Genomic DNA, 24,667 nt, shown 5'->3' on the forward strand with positions numbered 1-24,667 from the left:
GGATATATTTAGTATGTGAATTCGAGTTGTTTGTTTCAAAGATAATTTCCTCAGAGAGCTTCTCTCTGCATATTAAATGCATGTATTTAGCTTTTTTCTTAGTTGATCTAATACTTTTAAGGAGAAAAGTATGGAATGCGAAATTTTATCAAAAAAGGAAAATTAGTAGGCTTAAATTAAAGATACGCTTGGAGGGCGCCAAATCTATTTTGGCTTCAAGTTGGAGAAAAATTTTAGTGACAGAATGGGAAAAAGAGACTACCCTATAAGGATATTACATCCATATAAAAGGACATTACTTTTGTGATAACGTCCTTTTACATAGCTAATTATTCTTTTTCAACTACCGTAAAGTATTGGACGTTCCTTTTAACAATGACCAACTCATTTGATAAATCCAATATTTTACTTTTATCTTCAAACCTATACTGTATGTAGTTCTTTGCACGAATAAGTGATTTAGCTTCAACTAAATGACTTATTTCACCATTAATTAGATGAAATGTTACTTCATACTTTTTCATAAGAAAACACCTCCATAGTATCAATTTTTACTATTACCTCATTTCTGATACTATTTCTTTTGACTGATGATTAAAAAGTTAGCTGTATTCTGTTAGGGCAAACGGAACAAAAAGCATATAACAGAAACAAATTTTAATTGTCACAGGGCACTAAGTTAGGTATATAGCTGTTGTTATTTAGTATATTTTAGATAGAAACAGTACTTATAGCTGTGTTACAATATTCCTGTTATGTAAAATGAAATTCATTTTATAGTTCTATTTCGTTTTAACTTACTTATTAAAAATTCCAGATTATGAATAGAAATTAGTTTACATAGGAAGGTTTCTAAAGTTGATTTAGAAATGAAATGGAGAGGTATCTGTGGAAAGAAACGAATTTAGAAGACAAAAAGCACTTCGGTCAAAAGAGAAGAGAAAGAAAAAACTTAGTCAACATAATGCCTTAAACTTATCACTAATCTTTATATCAATATGCATTGTTTGTCTGCTAATCAACTTATCATTGAGATAGAAAAACGTTCACCAAAAAGAGTATGTAAAAGAGAGGAAGACAATTTAATATGAGTAATCAACAAACAGTGGCCGAAAGCTCTAACATCAAAGTGCTGCCGATTATAACGTCGTTTCTTATTGCTGGGTTTATCGGTTTATTTAGTGAAACAGCGCTAAATATGGCATTGAAAGAGCTAATTTCTGGCTTTGGTATTCACGAAACAACTGCACAGTGGCTGACAACAGGGTATCTGTTAACGTTAGGAATTTTGGTACCTATTTCAGGTTTTATTCTTCAGCGCTTTACAACCAGACAGCTTTTTATAGCATCTCTAATCTGCTCGATTATTGGAACATTTATTGCCGCTGTTGCACCAACATTTGGGGTACTCATGATTGCCCGTGTTGTGCAAGCGGTTGGAACTGCTTTACTTTTACCGCTTATGTTTAACACGATTCTTGTTATTATCCCGCCGCATAAGCGTGGAAAGTCAATGGGGATCATCGGCCTTGTTATTATGTTTGCGCCAGCTGTTGGACCAACTGTATCAGGCTTAATCTTAAAAACATTAACATGGCACTGGATTTTCTGGATTTCACTTCCGCTGTTATTTGTTGCCTTAGTGTTTGGAGCTTTCTTTATGCAGAACGTTACCACACCAACAAAGCCAAAAATCGATATGATTTCTGTTGTTCTTTCAACAATCGGTTTTGGAGGAATCGTATTTGGATTTAGCAGCGCCGGAGAAGGCGGAGGCTGGGGAAGTCTACAGGTTATTCTAACTCTTGTGATTGGAGCTATTGCATTAGTTGCATTCTCTATTCGTCAAACGAAGATGAAAGAGCCAATGTTAGACCTTAAAGCCTTTAAGTATCCAATGTTTACAATTGGTCTTTTATTAATTCTAGTCTGCATGATGGTACTATTGTCTGCGATGATGATTTTACCTTTATACTTACAAACATCATTAGCTTTATCAACTTTTGCCGCTGGCCTAATGCTTCTTCCTGGAGGAGTGATTAACGGAATTCTTTCACCGGTTATGGGCGGATTATTTGACCGCTTTGGTCCCAAATGGTTAGTTATCCCTGGTCTTGTGATTGTAGCCGGCACCATGTACGGTTTCTCAACCGTAACGCTGGAAACGTCCACAGGGTTTATCGTTGCTCTGCACATTGCGCTTATGATAGCCATTTCGATGATTATGATGCCGGCTCAAACAAACGGATTAAACCAGCTTCCACCTGAGCTGTACCCGCATGGAACAGCGATTATGAACACTTTGCAGCAGGTTTCAGGCGCAATTGGAACAGCTGTTGGAATTTCCATTCTGTCATCAGGTTCAAGAAGTTTCCTTGCGACGGTATCAGATAAAATGGATCCACTAAATCAAATTCTTGCCTTTACCAACGGTGTTCAACACGCGTTCGTCTTTGCGATTATTGTGTCAATTGTTGGATTGGTTATCTCGTTCTTTATCAAGAGAGTCAATGTTGAACAAAAAGCACATTAATAAAAAACACAGACCATTGGATGGTCTGTGTTTTTTTGTAATAAGCGGACACTATAAGAAGAACTAGATAAAGTACGTTGAGGTGAGTTCACTTATGATATCAAGAAAACACTTAGGATTTAACCTATCTATAATAGCGATTCCTTGGTTGTCGTTGTTATTTATAGGAAAACGCAGCATAAGACGTTATTCGTTAGCAGGGATTTTTATTATTATCTTTGAAATTATTAATCATTTGTATGGGCATCAGAGGAAGTGGTGGAAATTTTATGATAAAAAAGATTCGTTTATAAAAGATGAACTTCCTTTTAGTATTGGGCCTTATATGCCTCTTTCAATGTGGCTTCTTAAATCTTCGTATGGAAACTTTAAGAAGTTTTTATTACTGAATATTATAGTTGATGGAATCTTTGCTTTTTACTTTATTGATGTTCTTAAAAGGTTGAAAATTGTAAGTTTAAACCGATTAAGTCATTTTCAATTTTTTATCTACCTTCATTACAAAGCATATTTGTTATATGGAGTGCAGTATTTATTTGAAAAGGCGAAAAGATGGAGTTGATTTAAAAACTTAAGTGGGTAGGCACCTTTTTTAAATTTCGCAGATATAGACCTCCCCTTATTATTCAAGCAATTGAACATGAATTTGATGTCCAAACTGTTGAGATCAAATTGACAAACGGAGATACTGTATCAGTCATGATTGATTAGTGATTTGCTTATGTTATATTTCAATCTTTAATGTAATTTAAAGTTAAATATATAGAAGAGAGCTGTTTTGAAGAATCAGCTCTCTCTTTTTTATGTTCCCATAAATCATTTATATAGATAGTATTCCAAATAATACAGCCACAATCGTCATAACTAACGCTGTTCCAATGGCATACTTGGCAGCAAAGCGAATATGGTCACCTATATCAATGCCAAGGAGTCCTACTAAGACATAAATAGAACCTTGAAGTGGACTTAATAGATGCATGGGTTGCCCTAGTAAAGAAGCTTGACCAATTTCTAGTGGAGGGATGCTAAAATGAGCAGCCGTTTCAGACATAATAGGAATAATCCCGAAATAGAAGGGAGCATTTGCCATAAAAAATGTGAATGGCATACTTATAAGGGCAACAATTACTGTTAATTTTGGGCCAAGAGCATTAGGAATAACTGCTATTAAAGTATCCGCCATAGCTTTAACAATACCTGTTCCATCTATAATTCCAGTAAATATACCTGCAGCAAATATCATGGAAACCACCGTTAATATATTCCCTGCATGAGCATGCAAGCGTTCCTTTTGATCTTGTAAATTTGGATAATTAACAATCATCACGATAGCAAATCCAATCATAAACAAAGCTGGTAATGGTAAGAACCCTAGAACTAAAGCAGTAAGAAGTAAAAGTGTTAAAACTAAGTTAAACCAAAATAATTTTGGACGCTTTATTGATGCATCCATTCCTACATCAAGAGCTGCAGCAATTTCATTATTAAATTCTGTATCTATATTGATAACTCCAAGTCTTTTACGCTCGCGTCGTCCAAGGAAATAAGAAACCCCTAAAATCCAGATAGTTCCTGCAATCATAGAAGGAATAAGTGGTAATAGCAAGTCTGTTACATCTGCTTTTACAGCCGCCGTAGCTTGTACAGCAGGACCACCCCAGGGAGTCAAATTCATAATACCCATTGCTAACGCAGGAATACAGGCTAGAATAAGTTTATTCATACCTAATCGATTGTATAGTGGGAGAAATGCAGTTACTACAATTAGATATGTAATGGTACCGTCACCATCTAAAGCAACTATTAAAGAAAGTACTGCAGTACCCATTACAATTTTTAGAGGATCACCGCCAACCATCTTTATAATCTTCGCTACTAAAGGATCAAATAATCCTGTATCAATTAACACCCCGAAATAGAGAATGGCAAAGATAATCATAATTGCTGTCGGAGCAATGGTTTCAAGACCCTTCATCATCATTGGTCCTAAATCAGTGAAGCCGCCCAATAAAGCAAAAACAATAGGAACCACTGTTAATGCACTAAAGGCAGACAAACGCTTACTCATGATTAAATACATAAATACTACAATCATCGAAAAACCTAAAAATGTTAACATATTATACCCCCTCTAGAACTTTCTTTCATTTTCCCTCTTGTTTATCTTTAATGTCATACTTTTTAAATTCTCATTAAACTATCTAACTATCATTCTTTATTATAAAGCTGCTTTTCACAATCATTCATTAGTAAAAACAATTGGATTTTTTTACATATTATTGGTTTGAAACCTGTTATCAGAACGGATGTAAGGGTTTACAAAAAATCTAGCGTGAATTCCCCCCTTAAGCCCACTGTATATATAGAATCATTAATAGATTATTTTCTATTCTCGTGTTTCTTTAACTAATCACCCCTTTACTAAAATCTTTTGTTGATGATTGCTTAGAACTAAAGGTAGTGCTCTCATCATTTGCGTGTTAACAAGCAAAATACAAGTGTTAGGATTAATAAACTTATAGTCACTTTATAATATCTTAGTAGGGGAGCAGTCAGATATCTCCGGATGATATCTAAAAATGATTTTACAGAACTAACTATATTCATTATTACAACCCATCATTTGAAGTAATAATTATTACTTTTTATTTAATTGTTGTAATAATTGTGACTATTTAAAAGTATACTATCATGGCTTCTAATGAAAAGTAAATGTTTTTTTATAGAAATGAAAGGTGAAAGGGAAGTATTAGACTTAATTTAAAAAATAAAAAAGCGGTAAAAACATGAAATATCGAATTATTTTATACATTCGATATTTCATGCTTTTACCACATTCGTAAATTTAATCAGTGTAATGATAATTAATTTTTGTAAGGACTGAAGTGATTTTATCGAGACGATCCTTTGTCTTTTCTGGATAATTTATAGCTATGGCACTTACAAGATAATCGGCCACAAGTAGCGACGCTATAGGTGAATTATGAAAAGCGATACTACTCGAGCTACAAGTCAGTACTAAATCTGAGTACTTAACTAAAGGAGAAGAATAACTGTCGGTAATTGAAATGACCTTGGCATCGTTACTTTTGGCAGCTGTTACAAACTCAACAGTTCTTCTAGCGTACCTTGGAAAGGAGGTTGCAATAACTAAATCTTTAGAAGTTAAAGTAATTCCTTTATCCACCCAATCACTTAAGTCAGAGACAATTAGCTCACAGTTTCCGAGTAGTCGATTAAGCCCAAAGGATAGATGCTGTGCCACGGGTAAACCACTTCTAACGCTTGTACAAAATATTCGGTCTGCAGAGACAATCATTTCTAACGCTTTATTTAGGCTCTCTGTAGAAATCATTTCTACTGTTGATTGAATGTTATTGAATTGACTTTCTGCACAGCGCATCCACAAATCACTCTCATCTAAGCCCTTCAAATTTGTTTCTAATCTGATTTGAGGAGCAGCATTGTTACGTAGAAGCTCCTGAAGTCCTTTTTGAAACTCTGCATATCCAGAATAGCCTAGACTAAAAGCTAACCTCATTATCGTGGTCGTACTAGTTTTTACTGTCAAAGCCAATTGATCAACCGTTAAAAAAGCTACATCGACAGGATTTTTAAGGATATAGTCTGCTACTCTCCGTTGAGTTTCTGTTAGTTGTGAGATATTATCTTTTAATTTTAATATTGGATTTTCCATACCTTCGCTCCAATTAAACAGATTATATTGTAAATTTTATTTTTTTAAGCATATAAAAAGTATTTATCACAATACTTACTTGAATTTTAGCATGTTTACTTTTTTATGTAAAAATGTTTCTTCTAAGCAATAAAGCTTAGGATATGTTTTTCCTGTGCTTTATTTACAAAAATAGATTTACTTTATTAGGCACCGGTGATAAGATACATTTAAGATTATAGTAATAAATATTACTTAAATAAAAAAAGTAGTAATTTTTATTACTTTATTTATTTTTTACGACGTTTTTCTATCTTTTTCAAAAATGCAGCAAATAAACTGTAGATATTCTGCGAATAGGGGGGCAATATCTAATTTTATTAATTTAATTTTGTAAGCGTTATCCTGAGTAGAGCATTGATTAGAATATATTAAAATCGAAGAGGAGTGTATATCAGTGAGTAATTTAGCACCAGTATTATCTGAAGACATTATTAAGAGAGCAAACCTTCTTAATACAACTCTTATATCCGACGCAATGGGGTGTACAGGCTCAATGGATTATAAAATTAAGCCTGTATCTACAGGAATGAAGGTAATTGGAACCGCTCTAACTGTAAGTTTAAGACCTGGAGATAACTTATTTCTTCATCAGGCAATCTATGATGGTACAGAAGGATATGTACTAGTTGTAGATGGAAAGGGGCATACGGCAAATGCTTACCTTGGAGAATTAATGGCAGCTGCAGCTAAAGCTATTGGACTTGAGGGGATTATTATAGATGGGGCAGTTCGGGACAAAGAGACCCTTAGTCAATCAGGATTTCCTATTTTCTCAAAAGGATTTATTCCGAATGGTCCTCTTAAAGATGGTCCAGGTGAGTTACATAAACCTATTTCTTGTGGAGGCGTAGCTGTTATTCCAGGAGATCTAATTATAGGTGATGATGACGGAGTTGTTGTAGTTCCAAAAGAAAAGATTGAAGAGGTTCTTTTTAAAGCAGAAAAAAAACTAGAGTATGAGAAAACACGTTTAGAAACGATCGAAGCATTTGAAAGAGCGCGTCTGCAAGGTGAATCTGGAGGTAACATTCAGCCTTCATGGTTAAGAGAACAGATGAAAGCATATGGATTATAAACAGAAGGGAGAGCTTTAAAGTGAAATTGGGTTTTATTGGATTTGGAGAGGCGGCCTTTGAGTTATCAGTTGGCTTAAAAGGCGAAGGTTTAGAAATCATTTTTGCTCATGATGTTATGATAGACCATCCTACATATGGTCCACAAATTAAAGAACGGGCTGCTCAAGCTCAAGTAGAACTTCTTTATAGACCCGAAGAAGTTTTAAAACAAGTGGATATAGTAATAGTAGCAGTACCCGCAGATAAAGCACTTGAAGTTAGTGAGATGCTAAAACCATTTATAAAGAAAGAATGTATCTATGTAGATGTATCAGCTTCCACTCCTATCGTGAAGCAAAAAATTAACATAAATATACAAGAGAAGAATGCATTCTTTGTAGATGCCGCAATGCTAGGTCCCCTGCCAGTTTATAAACATAAGGTTCCTATTTCAGCAAGTGGTAATGGTGTAGATCGACTGATTTCATTAATGACTCCGTACAGTATGGACATAACTAAAGTAAGTGAAAAACCTGGTGATGCCTCTGCTGTAAAGCTAATTCGCAGCATTTATATGAAAGGTGTAGTTGCTCTTTATCTAGAGTTATTAGAAGCTTCTCATGAATTTAATGTAGAACAATTAGTCTTAGATTCTATTAGTGAAACTTTAGATAGTAAGAGCTTTAGAGAAACAATGAACCGATTGGTAACTGGAACCTCTATACATGCATTAAGAAGATCAATTGAGTTAGACGGCTCTATTCAAATGCTAGAGGCTTCTAATTTAAATTCTGTTATGTCTAAAGCAGCAAAAAGTAAGTTAGAAACATTGGCTTCATTTAATTTAAAAGAAAAGTTTAAAGGACAAAAGCCAGATCATTGGTTGGATGTTATCAAAGCATGTAAAGAAGATGCTACTGTAAACAATTAAATAAACTAATCTATTATATCAATAGTAAGAGACGGGGAGATTTACTTGGGAACATGGGATTTTCAAAGCGGTTCTATTTGGTTAGAAAAGGGGTTTATTCCAAATAAGTCTACAAGTATAGCAGCTACTCATAAGAATTCCAGAGATATTTATTTATCAGAATCAAATGTAATTGTAACAGCCCTAGGAGATTTTTAATGTGGGTGGTTACTGTAATCAATGCTTATTCAAGAGAACATAATATTATCATGTTTGAATTTAACACAGAAAGGGAGGCAAGAGAAACTTTCATGAAATTACAAAACCATAAAATTTTTTCTGAAATTATCTGTTGTTATAATCCGGCTTCTACTCTAGCTGTTAACTGAGTTCTTTTGGGTTTAGGAAATCTACTTAAAAAAGATAGTAAAGAAGGCCAAGCCAAATGAGTGAACACGCAAATATAGTAATTCTCCAGAGCTTGACAATAAAAGAGATGTAAACGTTATGTTTAAAAATAAGATAGTGTTGATAGCCAATGGCGGCCCACGAATTAGAAAGGCTGCTTCCCATGATCAAACTTGTGGAAATTAAAAAACACCTCATAATGACACTTATATAAAAGATAATTGCAGGTAAGGAATTGTAAAAGAGGTTACAGGAAGAACTGTAACCTCGATGTTAAACTTCCATTCCTTTAAAAGTGTCGCTAAGGGAGTTATTTAACTCAATAAACTGTTTTTCTATAGGGGTAAATTCATAATGTAGGCGAGAGATGAGATAGAAGTCAGTGTATCTATAAGGTGATGGAACTTCTAAATCATTGTTTATGTTATAACGATTTGCGATACGCTTAGCTACTAAGGAAATACCCATATCCATTAATGCAATTCTGGAGCGCCTACTTTAATAATGGCACCTTGCTCAATCTGTAAGCTTACATAAATATTATGTAGTATTGTCATGTACAAGCACTTATCAGATAGTACAAGTATATTTTTTTGTCTTACATAACATCAAATGTTGTGTGTTGATCAATTCCTCGACCAATTACAACCATTTCTTCTACTCCTACTTCTTTATACATTATCTTTTTATTGTTTAATGATCCAATCGTATAAGCTACATCAATTTGTCCAAGCAGAACTTGATTTTCAATATATTGGGTTGAACCCGTTTATAGCGTTACTACTAAATCGGGATATGGGTTATAAAGTTTGTTTAAAGCGCTGAAGACAGCACATACACTTTTTGAGGAGCAGGATAAATGGAGTCAAAAAATTAGAATGTATGCGGCAGCGGAACTGGTGGATTTAGCAAACGATTGGATACAGGAAGAGGATGAAATAGAGGAAATGACAGAAGAAATGTTTATGGATCTGATGAGTTTAGACACTATATCCGTTTATCCAGAAGGTGACTTTGATTTTTACTTCTCTGATAGAGATATGTTTGGAGGACATAGCATCATTGTAGAGGGAAATATAAATGAGACTTTTACTAGGGCTCAGATTGCAGGATAAATAGATGGATTGAATGATAGCTGAAAAACAAGTATGTGTTTTAAGAGAAGGGTTTTATCCTTCTCTTTTTTATTTAATCTTGTGTGTAAATCAAAACGAGTTATTAATATTATTAAAGTGTAAGTTGATTTTTTGAATTTATTAGTTAAAATAATTTAATTTTATTGTTTTTAATTTTAATTCTTTGTTATATAATCAAATTAACTAAAAGAAGGAGATTTGATTATGGCTTATAAAGTACTTACAAATTGTCCTGTCTGCAGTGAAACGTTAAAAATTACAAAGCTGCAGTGCAGCCATTGTCACACGACGATTGAAAATGAGTTTGAATTATCCAAGTTGGCATCCTTATCGAGTGATCAGCTGCATTTTGTAGAAGTATTTTTAACATGCAGAGGAAATATCAAAGAAGTTGAGAAAGAACTAGGAGTTTCGTATCCAACCGTTCGAGGCAAGCTGACTGACATCATTTCATCTCTTGGATATGTAGAAAAGAAGAAAAACGAAGTAGATGAGAAAAAAGTTGTTTCCATGTTAGAAACTGGTGAAATTACAGCCGAAGAAGCCATCAAGCTCTTAAAAGAAGAATAGGGGTGATTTTTGTGAAAGAGGAAATTACAAAAGTGTTAACAATGGTTCAAGAAGGCAAAATTGATGCAGAAAAGGGATCAGAACTAATTCAAGTATTAAAAGAAAAAGAAGAAACGGGCAATAAGCTTTTGAAGAAACCGAATGCGTATTTAGATAAAACGTTAAAAATTCGAGTTGTGTCAACTGAAAACGATAATGTGAAGGTTAATTTGCCTATAAAGCTTGTCAAGCTGGTATTAATGGCGGGACACAGTATCGCAGCAAGTATTCCTCAATCGGAAAAATATGTAAAAGATATAGACATAAACCTGATTGTTGAAGCAATTGAAAACGAGTTAGATGGCCAAATTGTTGATATTAAATCGGCGAACGGAGATACCGTTTCAGTCACCATTGAGTAATGGTTTGCTTATGATTCATGTAAAAGTGAAAACAAAAGATGTTCGATTTAGCATTCCAGTTCCATATGCTCTTTTAAACATTGCTATTAGCGTTGCTTTTTCGAAATTTATCCAGAAGCATGCGGATAAATGGACAAAAGAACATTTAAAAAGAAAAGAGTTGAACTTTACTTTTCCGATAATAGATAAAAGTATGCTAAAGCCTATTGTTAAGGAACTGAAGAAACATAAGGGAATGGTACTAGTAGATGTCAAAGCTACTGACGGTACGGAGGTAAGAGTTAAACTATGATGTAGCTTTGCAAAGTGCCTACCCGCGTGTAAAAATAAAACTTTATTCGTCTATATAGATGTAAAAAAGGCTGAAAAAAGAGATCATACAGTTTGCTATCGTGCTGTATAATCTCTTTTCTTCTCTGCTTCTTTCCTTTTTTTGTTTTAATCTGTACCCGAAGTATGTGCCTCCAAATATGGCAACAAACATAGCAATCCATATTCCTATCCACACTGACATCGTATTAAAACTCCCCTTTGCTACATGATTTTATCTTTTTTAAAAATTCAAAACTTACTATATAAGCTATTACTAACAAAATAACAGAATGCTAATTTTTATGTAAAAAGATTCAAAGCCCAAGGACTATATCTATGCGAATTCAACTGGCAGATAGACCACGATCGTCCACTTTTACCTTTAGAAAAAGAAGTGATAAGTCATAGAAGAAATAAGATTTCCTTCGTAAAGTAAATATTTTTGCATCAAAATGGGTCATTGACAAAGAAAGTTCAGAAAAATATAATACTTATTATATTCTAATATTTTAATGCTTAAATGTTTAAAAGCAGCTAGGAGTTTACATATGACTCATACATTATCCTTAAATTCTTTATGCAGGCTTCATACAAATCTAGCAGAAGTTGATATTCAAAAGATTGATGAAGTTGCTAAAAATTTGCCGCTTATTGCTGATTTAAACCGAGCAAATGTGTTTATCGATTGTTTAACAAAAGAAGGACAGCATGCAGTTGTAGTGGCAGAAGCTGCACCAGAAACTGCACCGTCAGTTTATGAACGTCCAGTGGCAGGGAAATTTGTGTACGAAGCGTTTGAACCGGCAGTATTTTACACGCTGAAAAATGGAAAACCGATGTCTTTAAATCGCGCCTTAACACAAGAAGGAAAAACGGTAGAACAAAGTGTGGTTCCTATTAAAGGATTTAATAATCGTGTAATTGCTACATTGATTATGGAAAAAGATATCAGTGAAATGGTTGAACGTCAAGAAAAAATGAAAACGTTATCAAACACAAATGACACGTTAAGCGAAATTTTAATGGAGATGACAGAAAATGCTTCGCTTATTCCAGAGTTTATTGGAGAGGCACTTTTCTTTATTGATCCTAATTTAAACATTCTATATTTTAATTCAGCTTCTTTCAATTTGGTTTCTGAAGTCTGTTCCTCAGAATGTAAGGTAGGGAATCAAATCATCGAATATTTCCCTTGTTTAGAAGAGTTATTTTATCATCCAGAAAAGTTGTTTATGCAAGAAGTGACTATTTTGAATAAGGTATTTCAAGTCAAAAAAGTTAGTTTAAAACAAGAAAGCTCAACGAATGGTGCTTTTATTACATTTCGAGATATGACTGAACTTAGAGAGCGAGAAAGAGAACTTGTTGTCAAATCAGTCATGATTCAAGAAATTCATCATCGCGTCAAAAACAATTTACAGACTATTGCGAGTTTATTAAGGCTTCAGATGAGAAGAGGACTGCCTGAAGAAAGCAAGGCTCATTTTATTGAGAGTCTTAACCGGATTTTAAGTATCGCTTCTGTGTACGAGATTATTCTTTCTAACTCTAGCGTAGATAATGTAGATATTCTTAGTTTGATTGAGAAAATTGGTAATATGCTAGTGTATAGCGCTACTGATGAAAATAAAAATATTTCAATTGAATATTCGGGCACTCAGCTTTTTGCAAAGTCGGATAAAGCTGTTTCCATAGCGTTAATTATTAATGAGCTTATTCAAAACTGTATGAAACATGCGTTTAAGGGGCGAGAAGAAGGTAACATTCACGTTTCTTTTCAACAGAATAACCATGAAATAGAGGTTACAATTAAAGATAATGGTATTGGGTACTCAAAAGAAGCCAAGCCATCTTTAGGGTTAGATATAGTTACCATGATGGTTACTCACGATTTATCTGGTCAATTTTCGATTGAGAGAACTTCAAATGGCACCATGGCATCAGCTAGGTTCCCATTAGAAAGAGGGGGACACCATGACTAAACGAATTATAATTGTTGAAGATGAGTCAATTGTACGACTAGATTTATCAATGATGCTCTCTGATAATGGTTATGAAATAGTAGGAGAAGCTGGAGATGGTGAAAAAGCGGTTGAATTGGCTTTTGCACTAAAGCCAGATTTAATTATCATGGATATAAAAATGCCTAAGTTAAATGGACTAAAAGCAAGTGAAATTATTTCAAATAAATATAATATTCCTATTCTGCTGTTGACAGCATACAGTCAGAAGGAGTTTATTGATAAAGCGAAAAAAGCGAATATAGTAGGCTATTTAGTGAAACCAATCTCTGAATCCAATTTAATTCCAGCAGTTGAAATTGCTTTACAACAAGCAGAAAATGCAAAAATGTATGAGCAAAGAGTTCAGGAAATGAATAACGAACTGAAAAAACGAAAAATTGTTGAAAAAGCAAAAGGAATTCTAATGGATAAATATAATTTAACAGAAGATCGTGCTTTCAAAAAAATGCGAACGATTAGCATGAAAAAGCAGGTTACACTAGAGAAATTAGCAAAACACATCATTGAGAAATATGGAACTTAACCTCACTGTACAAGTAAATAGTTTGAGCAAAGGTGCTTAGTGGTTTTAAGTGATAAAAAACCACCTGGCACCTTTTTGTCTTTTTTAAGGGAACAATTTTAATCTTTCTTTAGTAGCAAAGCTCTTAACAGGTTACTTCATATGCTTTAAATAGATAGAAATAGTTAAACTATTATCTGTTTAAATAAAAACCATCATATAGGGGGAATTGGGTGTGGTTATCATTGGGAAAATCGTGATTTATATTATCATGACTTGTGCAGTGTGTGGGGCTATTGCTGCGATTAGAAATAGTGATGAAGGATTAGGAAAGCAATTTATGGAAGGGTTACATTCTATCGGGTATATTTTTATACCAGCGGCTGGTATCATGGCTGCAACTCCATATCTTTCGTGGTTTATTAGTACGGTATGCGGTCCTTTTTTCTCAGCAATTGGGGCAGATCCTGCTATTGCTGCAACCTCTATCTTAGCAACGGATATGGGAGGATATCAATTAGCACACGTATTAAAAGAGTCTTATGAAGGATGGGTCATGGCCATGATAGTAGGATTTATGGCCGGAGCAACCATTGTATTCTCGATTCCAGTAGGACTGGCCATGCTGGATAAACGCGACCACAAATATATGGCGCTTGGCGTTATGTCAGGTGTGTTAACGATTCCAATTGGTGCTTTTATTTCAAGTGTTTTAATTATGGTAACCAATTCTGATGTGCGTAAAATTATTTCCACTACAAGTGATTCAACCTACGAATTTACGATAAGTTATTTGAAAATTATTTTGAATTTATCTCCACTTTTATTATTTGTTGTGCTATTAGCGGTAGGACTATATTTCTTGCCAGATTTAATGATTAAAGGATTTATGTGGTTTGGGCGTATTATGGATGCCGGAATTAAGCTAGTTCTTGTTTTCTCCATTGTTGAAATTTTCACGGGCCTATTCTCTCATTTATTTGGAAGCTGGGGATTTCATCCGATCATGGCTGATAAAGCAGATCAATTCCGTGCGCTAGAAACAGCAGGTTATATTGGCATCATGCTTGCTGGTGCATTTCCAATGGTTTATTTGCTTCAAAAATATGCAGGAAAGCCGCTTGAAGCTGTAGGGAAAAAACTCGGATTAAGTAAAGAAGGAAGTGCAGGTATTTTAGCTACGATTGCTAATATTTTAGCGATGTTTAAGCTCATTCGCAGCATGCCTCCAAAAGACAAAGTTATTAATATTTCGTTTGCAGTTTGCTCGGCATTTTTATTAGGAGATCATTTATCTTTTACAGCCAATTTTCAGCCGACATTAATTCTTCCAGTTATTATCGGGAAGTTCTCAGCAGGTTTAATAGGCATTGGTTTAGCATATTGGCTATCTGTTCCAAAAGCCTTAGAGCTAGAAAAGAAGGATCGCGAAGCAGGCATTATTGGAAAGGACGAGTACTTAAGTTCAGCAGCTGAAGAAAATGAAGAGGCAGAAGAAAAAAGCAGTAAGACACAAGTGATGTAAGTATTGTATAGAGTTTGTACGATAAGGGAGAGGTAATTTTTATGAGTGAAGAAAAAAAGCGTTTTATCCAAGAGTTTGTTCCTGGAAAACAAATTACATTGAGCCATTTAATTGCAAATCCAGATCCGGATATGTTCGAAAAATTAGGTATACAGCAAGAAGGAGCTCTAGGCATTCTAACATTGACTCCTAGTGAGACCGTTATTATTGCAGGTGATTTGGCTACAAAAGCTGCACATGTTCAATTAGGTTTTTTAGATCGTTTTACAGGAAGTCTTGTTATTGTGGGGAGCGTTTCAGAGGTAGATATGGCCATGAGAGAAATCAATCGTTTTCTCTCCGAAACATTAGGTTACACACCTTCAATTATCACAAAATCCTAACTGTATAGTAGGGAGGGGAGACTTATGCATAAGAAAAACAGAGCCATGCTCATTGGCTCAATTGGTGCCGGTAAATCGACATTAACAAATGCTCTGCTTGGAAAGCCGGTCGAGGCAGTTAAAACACAAGCTTTAATCTATTATGATTGGATCGTTGATACACCTGGAGAATATGTTGAAAATCCTTTTTTTTATAAAAACATTATGGCAACCGCTCTTGAAGTTACACATGTGTTATATTTGCATGACGCCACAAAGAAAAAGACAGTCTTTCCTCCCAATTTTAGTACAGGCATTAATAAGTTAGCTATTGGGGTCATTACAAAAAGTGATGCAGAAGATGCTGATGTGAGTTTAGCTATTAAAAAAGCAAGGCAAGTAGTTGTAAACGGTCCTATTGTTGTCACTTCTTCCCTTAATAAAGAAGGGCTTGAAGAGATTCGAGCTTTGGTACAGTGTCAGTCTTTACAAGAGATGAAAGAGTGTAGTGATAACTGGAAATCGAAAACTATTATTTTTTAATGAAAACCTTTACAATTTGTAAGAAATCAGTTATATTCTAAATATACAAAAAAATTACGGGCAAAGGCGCCTTATACAGCTATCTTTCAGGAGATAGTTCGTATGAGGTGCCTTTTTTATTTGACTAAAACACGACTAATTAGCAATCAGTAATGACTAAAACCTTTTGCTGATTGAAGGTTGACGAGGTGGAGGGATATGAAGCGATACGAACCGCTAAAAGAGGAGATTATCAGTGCAGGAATTGATATAGGAACAAGCACAACCAAAATTGTGTTAAGCCAATTTTCTCTGATGAATATGGCAGGAGGAACACACTTGCCGCGTATTGAGATTATTGATAAAGAAATTATTCATCGCAGCCCGATTTATCGAACACCACTTCTCACATCAACAACAATCGATATTGAAGCAATAGAGAAGCTTGTTAGAAATGAGTATGATAAAGCAAACGTTGGTTTTGAAGACATTAAAACAGGTGCCGTGATTATTACAGGTGAGACAGCAACTAAGCAAAATGCCGAGGAAATGATTCACCATCTTTCAAATCATGCCGGTGAGTTTTTAGTAGCAACTGCAGGTCCCGACCTAGAGGGAATTATTGCAGCAAAAGGATCAGGAGCTTACCAATACTCCAAAAAAACGAGCAAAACGATTGCCAATATAGATATTGGCGGGGGAACCGCTAATGTAGCAGTTTATCGAATGGGAAGGCTTTGTGGAACCTGCACGCTGCATATAGGAGGCAGGCTGATTGAGTTTTCGGAAGATAAAATCAGCAGCATTTCACCACCCGTTAGAAACCTATTAAGAGAGTGGAATAGTACTCTTGCAAAAGGTGATGTAATGGTGGAAGAAGAGGTAAAGAAAATAACAAATTATATGGCTGATGTGATTAGCCGAATGCTAACACGTACTATGACAGCAGAGGACAAGATACTACTTTTAGGGCATGAACCGAATTGGAAAGAAGAAATTGATGTCATTATGTTTTCTGGTGGAATTAGTGAGTGTCTCTATCAATATGAGTCTAAAGGTGTTGAACAAGCTCCTTACCACGACATAGGAATAATGCTTGCAGACTCTTTAAAAGATAGTCGGAGTTTGAAGGGATGGTCATGGATTCAGCCTGATGAAACCGTTCGCGCAACCGTTCTTGGTGCCGGTACACAAACGACTGAAATCAGTGGAGCCACGATTCAAGTAGAAACCAAAGATTTACCTGTACGAAATATACCTGTTTATCAAATTTCTTTTAAGGATGGGTTTCAAAAAAGTGTTCATCACTTAAAGAATGCTGTAAAAGATGCAATTGAGATACATGACCCGCAGCAGGAAGGGCAAAACTTTGCTTTGTACTTATCTGGGCTTCCGTACGTAGGATTTCGAGATATTCAACAATTAGCAAAAGGTCTGCTAGAAGCGGTGAAACAAAAAAACAAAAGAGATCAGCCGCTCATTATTGTTCTTGAGAGCGATCATGCCAAGGTATTGGGCCAAACGCTTGTTGCTCAAGATTCGTCGCAAAGCATTATTTGTATTGATCAAATTAAGGTGGAACACGGTGATTACTTAGATATTGGTCAGCTGCTACAAACAAGCGTAGTGCCGGTAGTAGTCAAAACCCTTACGTTCCATTCATAAGAAAGGGGGCTTCACTGGTGAAGTTACATACACATTATTTAGGTGCTGTTTATCAATTTTCTGATTTGAAAGATTTGTTTGCTAGGGCAAATGAAGAAAAGTCTGGTGACCGGCTGGCGGGTTTAGCTGCAAAAACCGTTCAAGAAAGAATTGCTGCAAAAGAGGTGCTTAGCGAATTAACACTTGCTGATATTCGCGAAAATCCAATGATTTCACCTGAAGAAGACGAAGTATCTCAAATTATTGAAAATCAAGTCAATGAGCCCATCTATCAATCGATGAAAAATTGGTCCGTAGCAGAACTTAGAGAGTATATCTTAAGTGATGAAACAACGGGTGAGGATTTAAAGAGGATTAGTCGAGGGTTAAATAGTGAAATTATTGCTGCAGTAGCAAAACTAATGTCAAACCTTGATTTAGTTCACGCAGCAAATAAGATTGAAATTTTAACAAAATGCAATATTACGATTGGCCAAAAAGGAGTCTTAGCTTCTAGACTACAGCCTAACCACCCTACCGACAATGTAGAGGGCATGATTGCTTCGTTAAAAGAAGGGCTGTCTTACGGAATTGGAGATGCCGTTATTGGTATTAACCCCGTCGATGATTCGGTTGAAAGTGTAAAACGGCTGCTGCACGCTACGAAAAATTTTATGAATGATTGGGAAATTCCAACTCAAAACTGCGTTTTAGCTCATGTTACGACTCAGATGAAAGCCATTGAACAAGGAGCACCAGCGGATATGATTTTCCAAAGTATTGCTGGAACAGAAGCCGCTAACCGTTCGTTTGGAATCAGCGCTGCCTTATTAGAAGAGGCGAATCAATTAGCTAAAAGTCATGGAACAGGAACAGGACCTCAGTGCTTATATTTTGAAACAGGACAAGGTTCTGAGCTATCGGCTGAAGCGCACTTTGGGATGGATCAGCTAACTTTAGAGTCTCGTAACTATGGATTTGCACGTCATTATGATCCGTACATTGTAAATACCGTGGTTGGTTTTATTGGACCTGAGTACTTATATAACAACAAACAAGTTATTCGTGCAGGCTTAGAAGACCATTTTATGGCAAAGATGCATGGAATTCCGATGGGTGTAGATATTTGTTATACCAATCATATTAAAGCAGATCAAAATGATATTGAAGATCTAGGTGTATTGCTAACAGCTGCAGGGGTTAATTTTATCATTGCAACACCAATGGGTGATGATTGTATGCTTAACTACCAATCAATGAGCTACCATGATGTAGCAACTTTAAGGCAAACGATGGGGAAACAGCCTTCTCCTTTATTTGCAGAATGGCTTGAGAAAATGGGGATTTTTGAACAAGGGAAATTAAGTAAATATGCAGGAGATCCAAGTATTTTTACAAGGTAGGTGATGAAGAGGATGAATCCTGAATTGATTGAAAAAATTACACGATCCATTGTCGAAAAGCTAGAAAAACAATCTAGCTTCGAACAAAGTTCTCCTACTGACGATAGTCAAAGCAGCGTAGCTTTTTGGGCTCATACATCCAATGCAAATAAGAAAGTGATTAATGGGCCTCTAGCTGAAGTGGTAGAAGAAGAGTCAGCAAAGGAATTAATTAAATTTCCGAATATTCAAGAAAAACATTCAACATCTCTGCCTGAAAGTAAGATGCCTATTCAGCAGGAAGAGAACATGGAACCAAAGCAGCAGGTGCCGGGTATTAAAAATCCAGTGAATCAAGAAGAATTAGATACATTGATTCAGAAAACACCCGCCCGAATCGGGATTGGCAGAGCAGGCTTACGTCCACGAACAGAAACATGGCTGAAATTTCGCTATGACCATGCAGCAGCCGTTGATGCTGTTTATGGCAATGTGAACGACAATCTCCTAAAACGATTGAATTTATTTAAAGTAAATACTCAGGTAACAGATAAAGAAGTGTACATTCGCCGACCGGATTATGGACGAAAGCTATCAGACGAAGCCAAAAAGTGCATTCAAGAAAAATGTACCAAATCACCAACTGTTCAAATTATTGTTTCTGATGGTTTAAGCTCCAAAGCCATTGAAGAAAATGTCGAGGACGTTTATTTATCTCTTCAACAGTCCTTAAAAAGCGCAGATTTAGATGTAGGCGTTCCGTTTTACATAGAAAAAGGTCGAGTTGCTGTAATGGACGACATTGGTGAACTTTTGACGCCAAAAGTGGTTGTACTTTTAATTGGAGAACGTCCAGGACTTATAAGTGCAGAATCCTTAAGTGCCTATTTATGCTATGAACCGAGAAAAGGAATGATTGAAGCTGAGAGAATGGTGGTTTCTAATATTCATAAAGGCGGCATTCCTCCAGTTGAAGCGGGTGCTTATCTCGGTACATTGGTTCAAAAAATTTTAAAATATGAAGCTAGCGGTGTATCGCTTGTTCAAAAAGAACAATAGAGGTGAATAGGAGTGGCTTTAACACGTATCCATGCTGACATTTTAGCTGTTCGTGTGATTCCAAATGTGGATGACGCCTTAGTTCAGCAGTTTAACTTGCAGCCTTACCATAGAAGTTTAGCCATGTTTACATCAAGTATTGATGACGTGGGCTATACAGCTTTAGACGAAGCTACCAAAAGAGCAGATGTTGAGGTAGCTTATGCCCGTTCCTTTTATGCTGGTGCTGCTCATGCGTCAGGTCCGCTATCAGGTGAAATGATTGGTGTATTAGCGGGTCCAAGTCCAGATGAAGTTAAAGCTGGCATTGATGCCATTTTACAAGTGACGAAGTCAGATGCCTATTTTGAAGCGTTAGATAAAGAGAAAAATCACGCGCTGTATGCACATGTGGTGGCAAGAACAGGTTCTTATCTTTCTAAAGAAGCAGGAATTGCTATTGGAGAACCACTCGCTTATTTAATTGCCCCGCCACTAGAGGCTATGTATGGACTTGATGTAGCGCTTAAAGCAGCTGATGTAGAGCTTGTGAAATTTTTTGGTCCTCCTTCTGAAACAAATTTTGGCGGTGGTTTTTTAACAGGATCCCAATCAGCCTGTCAAGCAGCTGCTGATGCGTTCCGCCAGGCTATTTTAGACATTGCAAGAAATCCAGTTCATTATTAAAAAGCTTATAGACAGTAGAAAGGAGTTGTTGGATGTGCAGTTTGATAAAGATCTTCAATCTTTACAGGAGATGCGAGATGCAGTGGAAAAGGCAAAAGCCGCACAGCAGGTATACTTGAATTTTACACAAGAGCAAGTAGATCGCATCGTTGAACGAGTTGCCGAAGCAGCCTATTCTAAAGCGTTGGAATTAGCAAAAATGGCAGTTGAAGAAACGCGAATGGGTGTTGTAGAACATAAGAAAATCAAAAATGAGGTAGGATCTAGAGCTGTTTATGAATCAATTAAAAATGAAAAAACAGTAGGTATTGTTCACGAAGATAGAGCGAACAAAGTGGTAGAAGTCGCCTCTCCTTTTGGAGTTGTTGCTGGAATTATTCCTACAACCAACCCAACTTCAACGGCTATCTTCAAGACATTAATTAGTTTAAAAACTAGAAATGCTCTAGTGGTCAGCCCTCACCCCCGGGCAATGAACTGTACAGTGGAAGCGCTTAAAACTTGTGCGCGTGCAGCAATCGAAGCGGGAGCTCCGGAAGGACTTATTGGTTGGATTTCCAATCCTTCTATGGCTGCAACCAATGAATTAATGAAGCATAAAGATGTGAATTTAATTTTAGCAACAGGCGGAAGTGGTCTCGTTCGCGCAGCGTATAGTTCTGGGAAGCCAGCTTATGGTGTAGGTCCAGGAAATGTACCTGTATATATTGAAAAAACTGCAAAGGTTGACCAAGCAGTAAAAATGATTGTCGATAGCAAAACGTTCGACAATGGCACGATTTGTGCAACCGAGCAAGCAATTGTTGTTGACCTTAATATTCAACAAATGGCTATTAGAGAATTAAGGAATAATGGGGCATACTTTTTAAATTCAGAAGAAAAAGCAAAAATGGAAAAAGTGATTTCACCGATTCCTAAGAAGCTTAATCCAAATATTGTTGGTCAAAGTGCTGTGAAAATTGCTGAAATGGCAGGTATTACAGTACCTTCTGATACACGAATCTTAGTTGCTGAAGAAACAAAGGTGGCAAAGGATGTACCATTTTCGATTGAAAAGCTAGCACCTATCTTCCCATTGTATACAGCTAAGAACGAAGAACAAGCAAGGGAATTATGTTTAAGCTTATTAAATCTTGGAGGAAGAGGTCACAGCTTATCACTTCATACAAACGATGATGCGGTAGCTAAAACGTTTGCTCTTGAAATGCCGGTCTCGAGACTGATGGTCAACACACTCTCGTCAGTAGGAGCTGTGGGTGGTACGACTGGACTTAAGCCTTCCTTTACACTAGGATGCGGTTCGTTTGGAGGCAACATTACGTCAGACAATGTGACCGCTCGCCATTTATTAAATATTAAGCGAATGGCTTACGGCACAAAAGAGGTAACAATTCCAAAACCATCTCTATCTTCTACCTCTGCTTCATCAGATACAAAAGATCATCAAGACGTACAGGAAATTGTCAACGAAGTTATGAATCAATTAAAGCCACAAGGACCGATTGATTCGGCAGCAATTTCTGAAATGGTTAATCAAGCACTTCAAAAATATCAAACAAACTAATTAGGGGGAATTAAAAATGGCAAGAGAACTAACAGCATTAGGAATGATTGAAACAAAAGGATTAGTAGCATCAGTAGAGGCAGCAGACGCAATGGTAAAAGCAGCAAACGTACATTTAGTTGGTAAAGTTCACGTAGGTGGAGGAATTGTAACGGTTTTAGTACGCGGTGACGTAGGCGCGGTAAAAGCAGCGACAGATTCTGGTGCTGCAGCTGCACAGCGTGTTGGAGAACTTATTTCCGTTCATGTTATCCCACGCCCACACAATGAACTAGAAAGTATTTTACCGAAAATCGATAGTGAACTATAAGCTTAAAAAGTTAGGAGCATAGCGCATGAATAAGCAGGCCATTCAATCGATTGTAGCAGAGGTTGTTCAGCAGTTAAGTCAAACAACCAAGCAAAGCAATACAGTCCCAATGGCTGTATCTGCTAGACACTGTCACTTAAGTATAGAAGATGTAGAAGCTCTTTTTGGAGCAGGGTATGAACTAACAAAAAAATCAGACCTGTCTCAGCCTGGTCAATTTGCAGCTAATGAAACAGTTACTATTGTGGGGCCTAAAGGAAGCATCGAAAAGGTGCGAGTCCTTGGCCCAGCAAGAAGTATAACTCAAGTGGAGGTCAGTAAAACAGATTCAATTAAACTTGGTGCTGTTCCTCCATTACGTGAGTCTGGAGATATAAAGAATTCAGAAGCGATTACATTAGTTGGACCAAAGGGGAGCATTTACAAGAAAGAAGGGTTAATCATTGCACGAGCTCATATTCATATGACGCCAGGTGATGCCCAAGCTTATGGTGTAAAAAATGGTCAGTGTGTTCGAATTACCTCTCAAGGAGAAAGGCCTACTACGCTTGAACGTGTATTAATTCGAGTTTCACCAAAGTTCAAGCTTGAAATGCATATTGATACAGATGAAGCGAATGCGGGGCTAATTTCTACCGGAGATACAGGGATTCTTTCTCTATACGAGGAAGCTTTATGAACCATCATGCTCTGATTGAACAAATTGTAGTAGAAGTTTTAAAACGATTAGATAAATCAGACAAGCAGCACCTAGACGTAAAGCCAAAGCTGCTGATCGTGAAAGAGTCGGCAGCAATTGATCCAATTCAAATCGAAAAGTTAGAAACAAGCTGGACATTGGTTTACAGCGATGACCAAAAAGAAAACCTTCCAAAAGATATACAAGGTATTTTATTTGCAGAAGCAAAGCAAGACCTGCTTGTAAAAGGAGCGCTTGGTATTACAGATACACTAGAAAGTTTTCTTTTAGCTGAGGCTTTGCTAGAAGGAATTTCTGTTTCACTCATTCCTTCTGTAACTTTAGGAAACGTCTTACTGTCCAGTAATCAAAAAAAGCTAGTAAACAACAAATATGCAGCCCATTTAATCGCTTATAAAAATACATTAGAAGGCTTTGGGGTGAAAATCCAATCGTTTGAGAGATTTTTGCAATCAGGCTTAAATAGATATTCTTTATCATTTACAGAACGAGTGCTAACCCAAAGACATGTGAAATTGGTAGAAGAAGAAAAAATTACTGTTTCACCTAAAACGATTATCACTCCTTTAGCACGCGATACAGCAAGAGAATTAGGAAAAGAAATTTGCGTGATAGACGTAGAGGGAGCGGATGTTTTATGAAAATAGGGACGGTAATTGGCAACGTCTGGGCAACAAGAAAAGAAGATAATTTACGCGGTTTAAAGTTTTTAGTTGTTCAACCGGAACTTTCAAATAAATCGAATAACGACTCTTCTTTTATTGCAGTTGACCGTATTGGAGCCGGGATTGGTGATAAGGTAATGGTTACTCAAGGAAGTGCCGCAGCACATATGGCATCTGACACCCCATTACCTATTGATGCGATTATTATCGGAATTATAGATTCTGTTGATATAGAAAGAGGTGGAGAGAATGGCTAAAGCTCTTGGAATGATTGAAACAAGAGGCTTAATAGGTTCGATTGTCGCAGCGGATGCGATGCTAAAATCAGCTGATGTTCGCTTAGTGAAGCAAGAAAAAGTAGATGCAGCTCTTGTAACCGTGTTAGTTGAAGGTGATGTTAGTGCAGTACAAGCAGCTGTAGATATGGGAAAAGAAGAAGCGGCTCGCGTTGGAGAATTAGTATCAGCACACGTAATTCCCCATCCTGATGAAGAGGTTGGAAATAGCCTATTAAAAGATGAAAATCAAGAATCGCAGTCAAAGGCAGCACCTAAAGACAATAAAACGGCTAAAAAATTATCTGCTGCTAAAACAACATCCAGTATTCAATATAAAGCAAAAGCAGAGTCTGCTGCTGTAGAAGAAGATCAAAAAGTAGAATAACCTGCATATAAACGA

The 24,667-nt window shown here is 36.3% G+C and carries 27 protein-coding genes; 24 read left to right on the forward strand and 3 right to left on the reverse strand.

Annotated elements, in window-relative coordinates; all coding sequences use genetic code 11:
* Positions 1-329: 329 nt before the first annotated feature.
* Positions 330-524, reverse strand: coding sequence for a hypothetical protein (locus POF52_RS05965; protein WP_043978207.1), 195 nt, complete (start codon positions 522-524; stop codon positions 330-332).
* A 563-nt stretch (positions 525-1,087) separates the two neighbouring features.
* Here POF52_RS05965 and POF52_RS05970 point away from each other — a divergent pair.
* The gene (locus POF52_RS05970; RefSeq protein WP_176583144.1) at positions 1,088-2,533 is read left to right on the forward strand and encodes a DHA2 family efflux MFS transporter permease subunit; all 1,446 of its coding nucleotides are present in this window, start codon (positions 1,088-1,090) and stop codon (positions 2,531-2,533) included.
* 94 nt (positions 2,534-2,627) lie between these two features.
* A complete protein-coding gene (locus POF52_RS05975; protein ID WP_047933111.1) occupies positions 2,628-3,095 on the forward strand; it encodes a hypothetical protein in 468 nt (155 codons plus the stop codon).
* Positions 3,096-3,353: 258 nt separating this feature from the next.
* Here POF52_RS05975 and POF52_RS05980 read toward each other — a convergent pair whose 3' ends face one another.
* Complete coding sequence (locus POF52_RS05980; protein WP_271990718.1) at positions 3,354-4,652, reverse strand: CitMHS family transporter; 1,299 nt, start codon at positions 4,650-4,652, stop codon at positions 3,354-3,356.
* Positions 4,653-5,378: 726 nt separating this feature from the next.
* On the reverse strand, positions 5,379-6,230 hold the full coding sequence (locus tag POF52_RS05985) for a MurR/RpiR family transcriptional regulator (RefSeq protein ID WP_013058390.1): 852 nt from the start codon (positions 6,228-6,230) through the stop codon (positions 5,379-5,381).
* Positions 6,231-6,666: 436 nt separating this feature from the next.
* Here POF52_RS05985 and POF52_RS05990 point away from each other — a divergent pair, with 436 nt between their 5' ends.
* The 22 genes from POF52_RS05990 to POF52_RS06095 all read left to right on the forward strand — a co-directional run bounded on the left by POF52_RS05990 (position 6,667) and on the right by POF52_RS06095 (position 24,652).
* Entirely contained in the window at positions 6,667-7,347 is a 681-nt protein-coding gene (locus POF52_RS05990) for an RraA family protein (protein WP_176583142.1), read from the forward strand.
* A 20-nt stretch (positions 7,348-7,367) separates the two neighbouring features.
* The gene (locus tag POF52_RS05995) at positions 7,368-8,258 is read left to right on the forward strand and encodes a prephenate dehydrogenase/arogenate dehydrogenase family protein (RefSeq protein ID WP_261590898.1); all 891 of its coding nucleotides are present in this window, start codon (positions 7,368-7,370) and stop codon (positions 8,256-8,258) included.
* A 45-nt stretch (positions 8,259-8,303) separates the two neighbouring features.
* Positions 8,304-8,456, forward strand: coding sequence for a hypothetical protein (locus tag POF52_RS06000; RefSeq protein ID WP_176583140.1), 153 nt, complete (start codon positions 8,304-8,306; stop codon positions 8,454-8,456).
* 998 nt (positions 8,457-9,454) lie between these two features.
* Positions 9,455-9,760, forward strand: coding sequence for a DUF2262 domain-containing protein (locus tag POF52_RS06005; protein ID WP_334314398.1), 306 nt, complete (start codon positions 9,455-9,457; stop codon positions 9,758-9,760).
* A 225-nt stretch (positions 9,761-9,985) separates the two neighbouring features.
* On the forward strand, positions 9,986-10,351 hold the full coding sequence (locus POF52_RS06010) for a DUF2089 domain-containing protein (protein ID WP_271990726.1): 366 nt from the start codon (positions 9,986-9,988) through the stop codon (positions 10,349-10,351).
* Positions 10,352-10,362: 11 nt separating this feature from the next.
* Entirely contained in the window at positions 10,363-10,752 is a 390-nt protein-coding gene (locus tag POF52_RS06015; protein ID WP_176583138.1) for an SHOCT-like domain-containing protein, read from the forward strand.
* 10 nt (positions 10,753-10,762) lie between these two features.
* A complete protein-coding gene (locus POF52_RS06020) occupies positions 10,763-11,044 on the forward strand; it encodes a hypothetical protein (protein ID WP_176583137.1) in 282 nt (93 codons plus the stop codon).
* A gap of 568 nt (positions 11,045-11,612) precedes the next feature.
* A complete protein-coding gene (locus POF52_RS06025; RefSeq protein WP_074676598.1) occupies positions 11,613-13,046 on the forward strand; it encodes a sensor histidine kinase in 1,434 nt (477 codons plus the stop codon).
* Positions 13,039-13,611, forward strand: a complete 573-nt coding sequence (locus POF52_RS06030) for an ANTAR domain-containing response regulator (RefSeq protein WP_074676596.1) — start codon at positions 13,039-13,041, stop codon at positions 13,609-13,611. The genes POF52_RS06025 and POF52_RS06030 overlap by 8 nt, the downstream gene beginning before the upstream one ends.
* 214 nt (positions 13,612-13,825) lie before the next feature.
* Complete coding sequence (eutH, locus tag POF52_RS06035; protein ID WP_074676593.1) at positions 13,826-15,115, forward strand: ethanolamine utilization protein EutH; 1,290 nt, start codon at positions 13,826-13,828, stop codon at positions 15,113-15,115.
* A 41-nt stretch (positions 15,116-15,156) separates the two neighbouring features.
* Positions 15,157-15,498, forward strand: a complete 342-nt coding sequence (eutS, locus tag POF52_RS06040; protein WP_013058372.1) for an ethanolamine utilization microcompartment protein EutS — start codon at positions 15,157-15,159, stop codon at positions 15,496-15,498.
* Between the two features lie 24 nt (positions 15,499-15,522).
* On the forward strand, positions 15,523-16,020 hold the full coding sequence (locus tag POF52_RS06045) for a EutP/PduV family microcompartment system protein (protein ID WP_098621302.1): 498 nt from the start codon (positions 15,523-15,525) through the stop codon (positions 16,018-16,020).
* 198 nt (positions 16,021-16,218) lie between these two features.
* Positions 16,219-17,664: an ethanolamine ammonia-lyase reactivating factor EutA gene (locus POF52_RS06050; protein WP_176583136.1), complete on the forward strand. Its 1,446-nt coding sequence runs from the start codon at positions 16,219-16,221 to the stop codon at positions 17,662-17,664.
* 17 nt (positions 17,665-17,681) lie between these two features.
* Positions 17,682-19,046, forward strand: coding sequence for an ethanolamine ammonia-lyase subunit EutB (locus POF52_RS06055; protein WP_271990742.1), 1,365 nt, complete (start codon positions 17,682-17,684; stop codon positions 19,044-19,046).
* 12 nt (positions 19,047-19,058) lie between these two features.
* The gene (eutC, locus tag POF52_RS06060) at positions 19,059-20,084 is read left to right on the forward strand and encodes an ethanolamine ammonia-lyase subunit EutC (RefSeq protein WP_074676585.1); all 1,026 of its coding nucleotides are present in this window, start codon (positions 19,059-19,061) and stop codon (positions 20,082-20,084) included.
* Between the two features lie 12 nt (positions 20,085-20,096).
* Positions 20,097-20,750, forward strand: a complete 654-nt coding sequence (gene eutL / locus POF52_RS06065; RefSeq protein WP_176583134.1) for an ethanolamine utilization microcompartment protein EutL — start codon at positions 20,097-20,099, stop codon at positions 20,748-20,750.
* A 34-nt stretch (positions 20,751-20,784) separates the two neighbouring features.
* Positions 20,785-22,314, forward strand: coding sequence for an acetaldehyde dehydrogenase (acetylating) (locus POF52_RS06070; RefSeq protein WP_176583133.1), 1,530 nt, complete (start codon positions 20,785-20,787; stop codon positions 22,312-22,314).
* A 16-nt stretch (positions 22,315-22,330) separates the two neighbouring features.
* On the forward strand, positions 22,331-22,624 hold the full coding sequence (eutM, locus tag POF52_RS06075; RefSeq protein WP_013058365.1) for an ethanolamine utilization microcompartment protein EutM: 294 nt from the start codon (positions 22,331-22,333) through the stop codon (positions 22,622-22,624).
* Between the two features lie 25 nt (positions 22,625-22,649).
* A complete protein-coding gene (locus POF52_RS06080; protein WP_074676580.1) occupies positions 22,650-23,303 on the forward strand; it encodes a phosphate propanoyltransferase in 654 nt (217 codons plus the stop codon).
* Positions 23,300-23,965 (forward strand): hypothetical protein, encoded by a 666-nt coding sequence (locus tag POF52_RS06085; RefSeq protein ID WP_176583132.1) that lies wholly within the window; start codon positions 23,300-23,302, stop codon positions 23,963-23,965. The genes POF52_RS06080 and POF52_RS06085 overlap by 4 nt, the downstream gene beginning before the upstream one ends.
* Positions 23,962-24,246 (forward strand): EutN/CcmL family microcompartment protein, encoded by a 285-nt coding sequence (locus POF52_RS06090; protein ID WP_074676576.1) that lies wholly within the window; start codon positions 23,962-23,964, stop codon positions 24,244-24,246. The genes POF52_RS06085 and POF52_RS06090 overlap by 4 nt, the downstream gene beginning before the upstream one ends.
* Positions 24,239-24,652 carry a BMC domain-containing protein gene (locus POF52_RS06095; RefSeq protein ID WP_271990751.1) on the forward strand — a complete coding sequence of 138 codons (414 nt, stop codon included), beginning with the start codon at positions 24,239-24,241 and terminating at the stop codon, positions 24,650-24,652. The genes POF52_RS06090 and POF52_RS06095 overlap by 8 nt, the downstream gene beginning before the upstream one ends.
* The last annotated feature ends 15 nt before the right edge of the window (positions 24,653-24,667 follow it).

It is taken from the genome of Priestia sp. AB (assembly GCF_028369225.1).
Classification (GTDB): Bacteria; Bacillota; Bacilli; order Bacillales; family Bacillaceae_H; genus Priestia; species Priestia megaterium.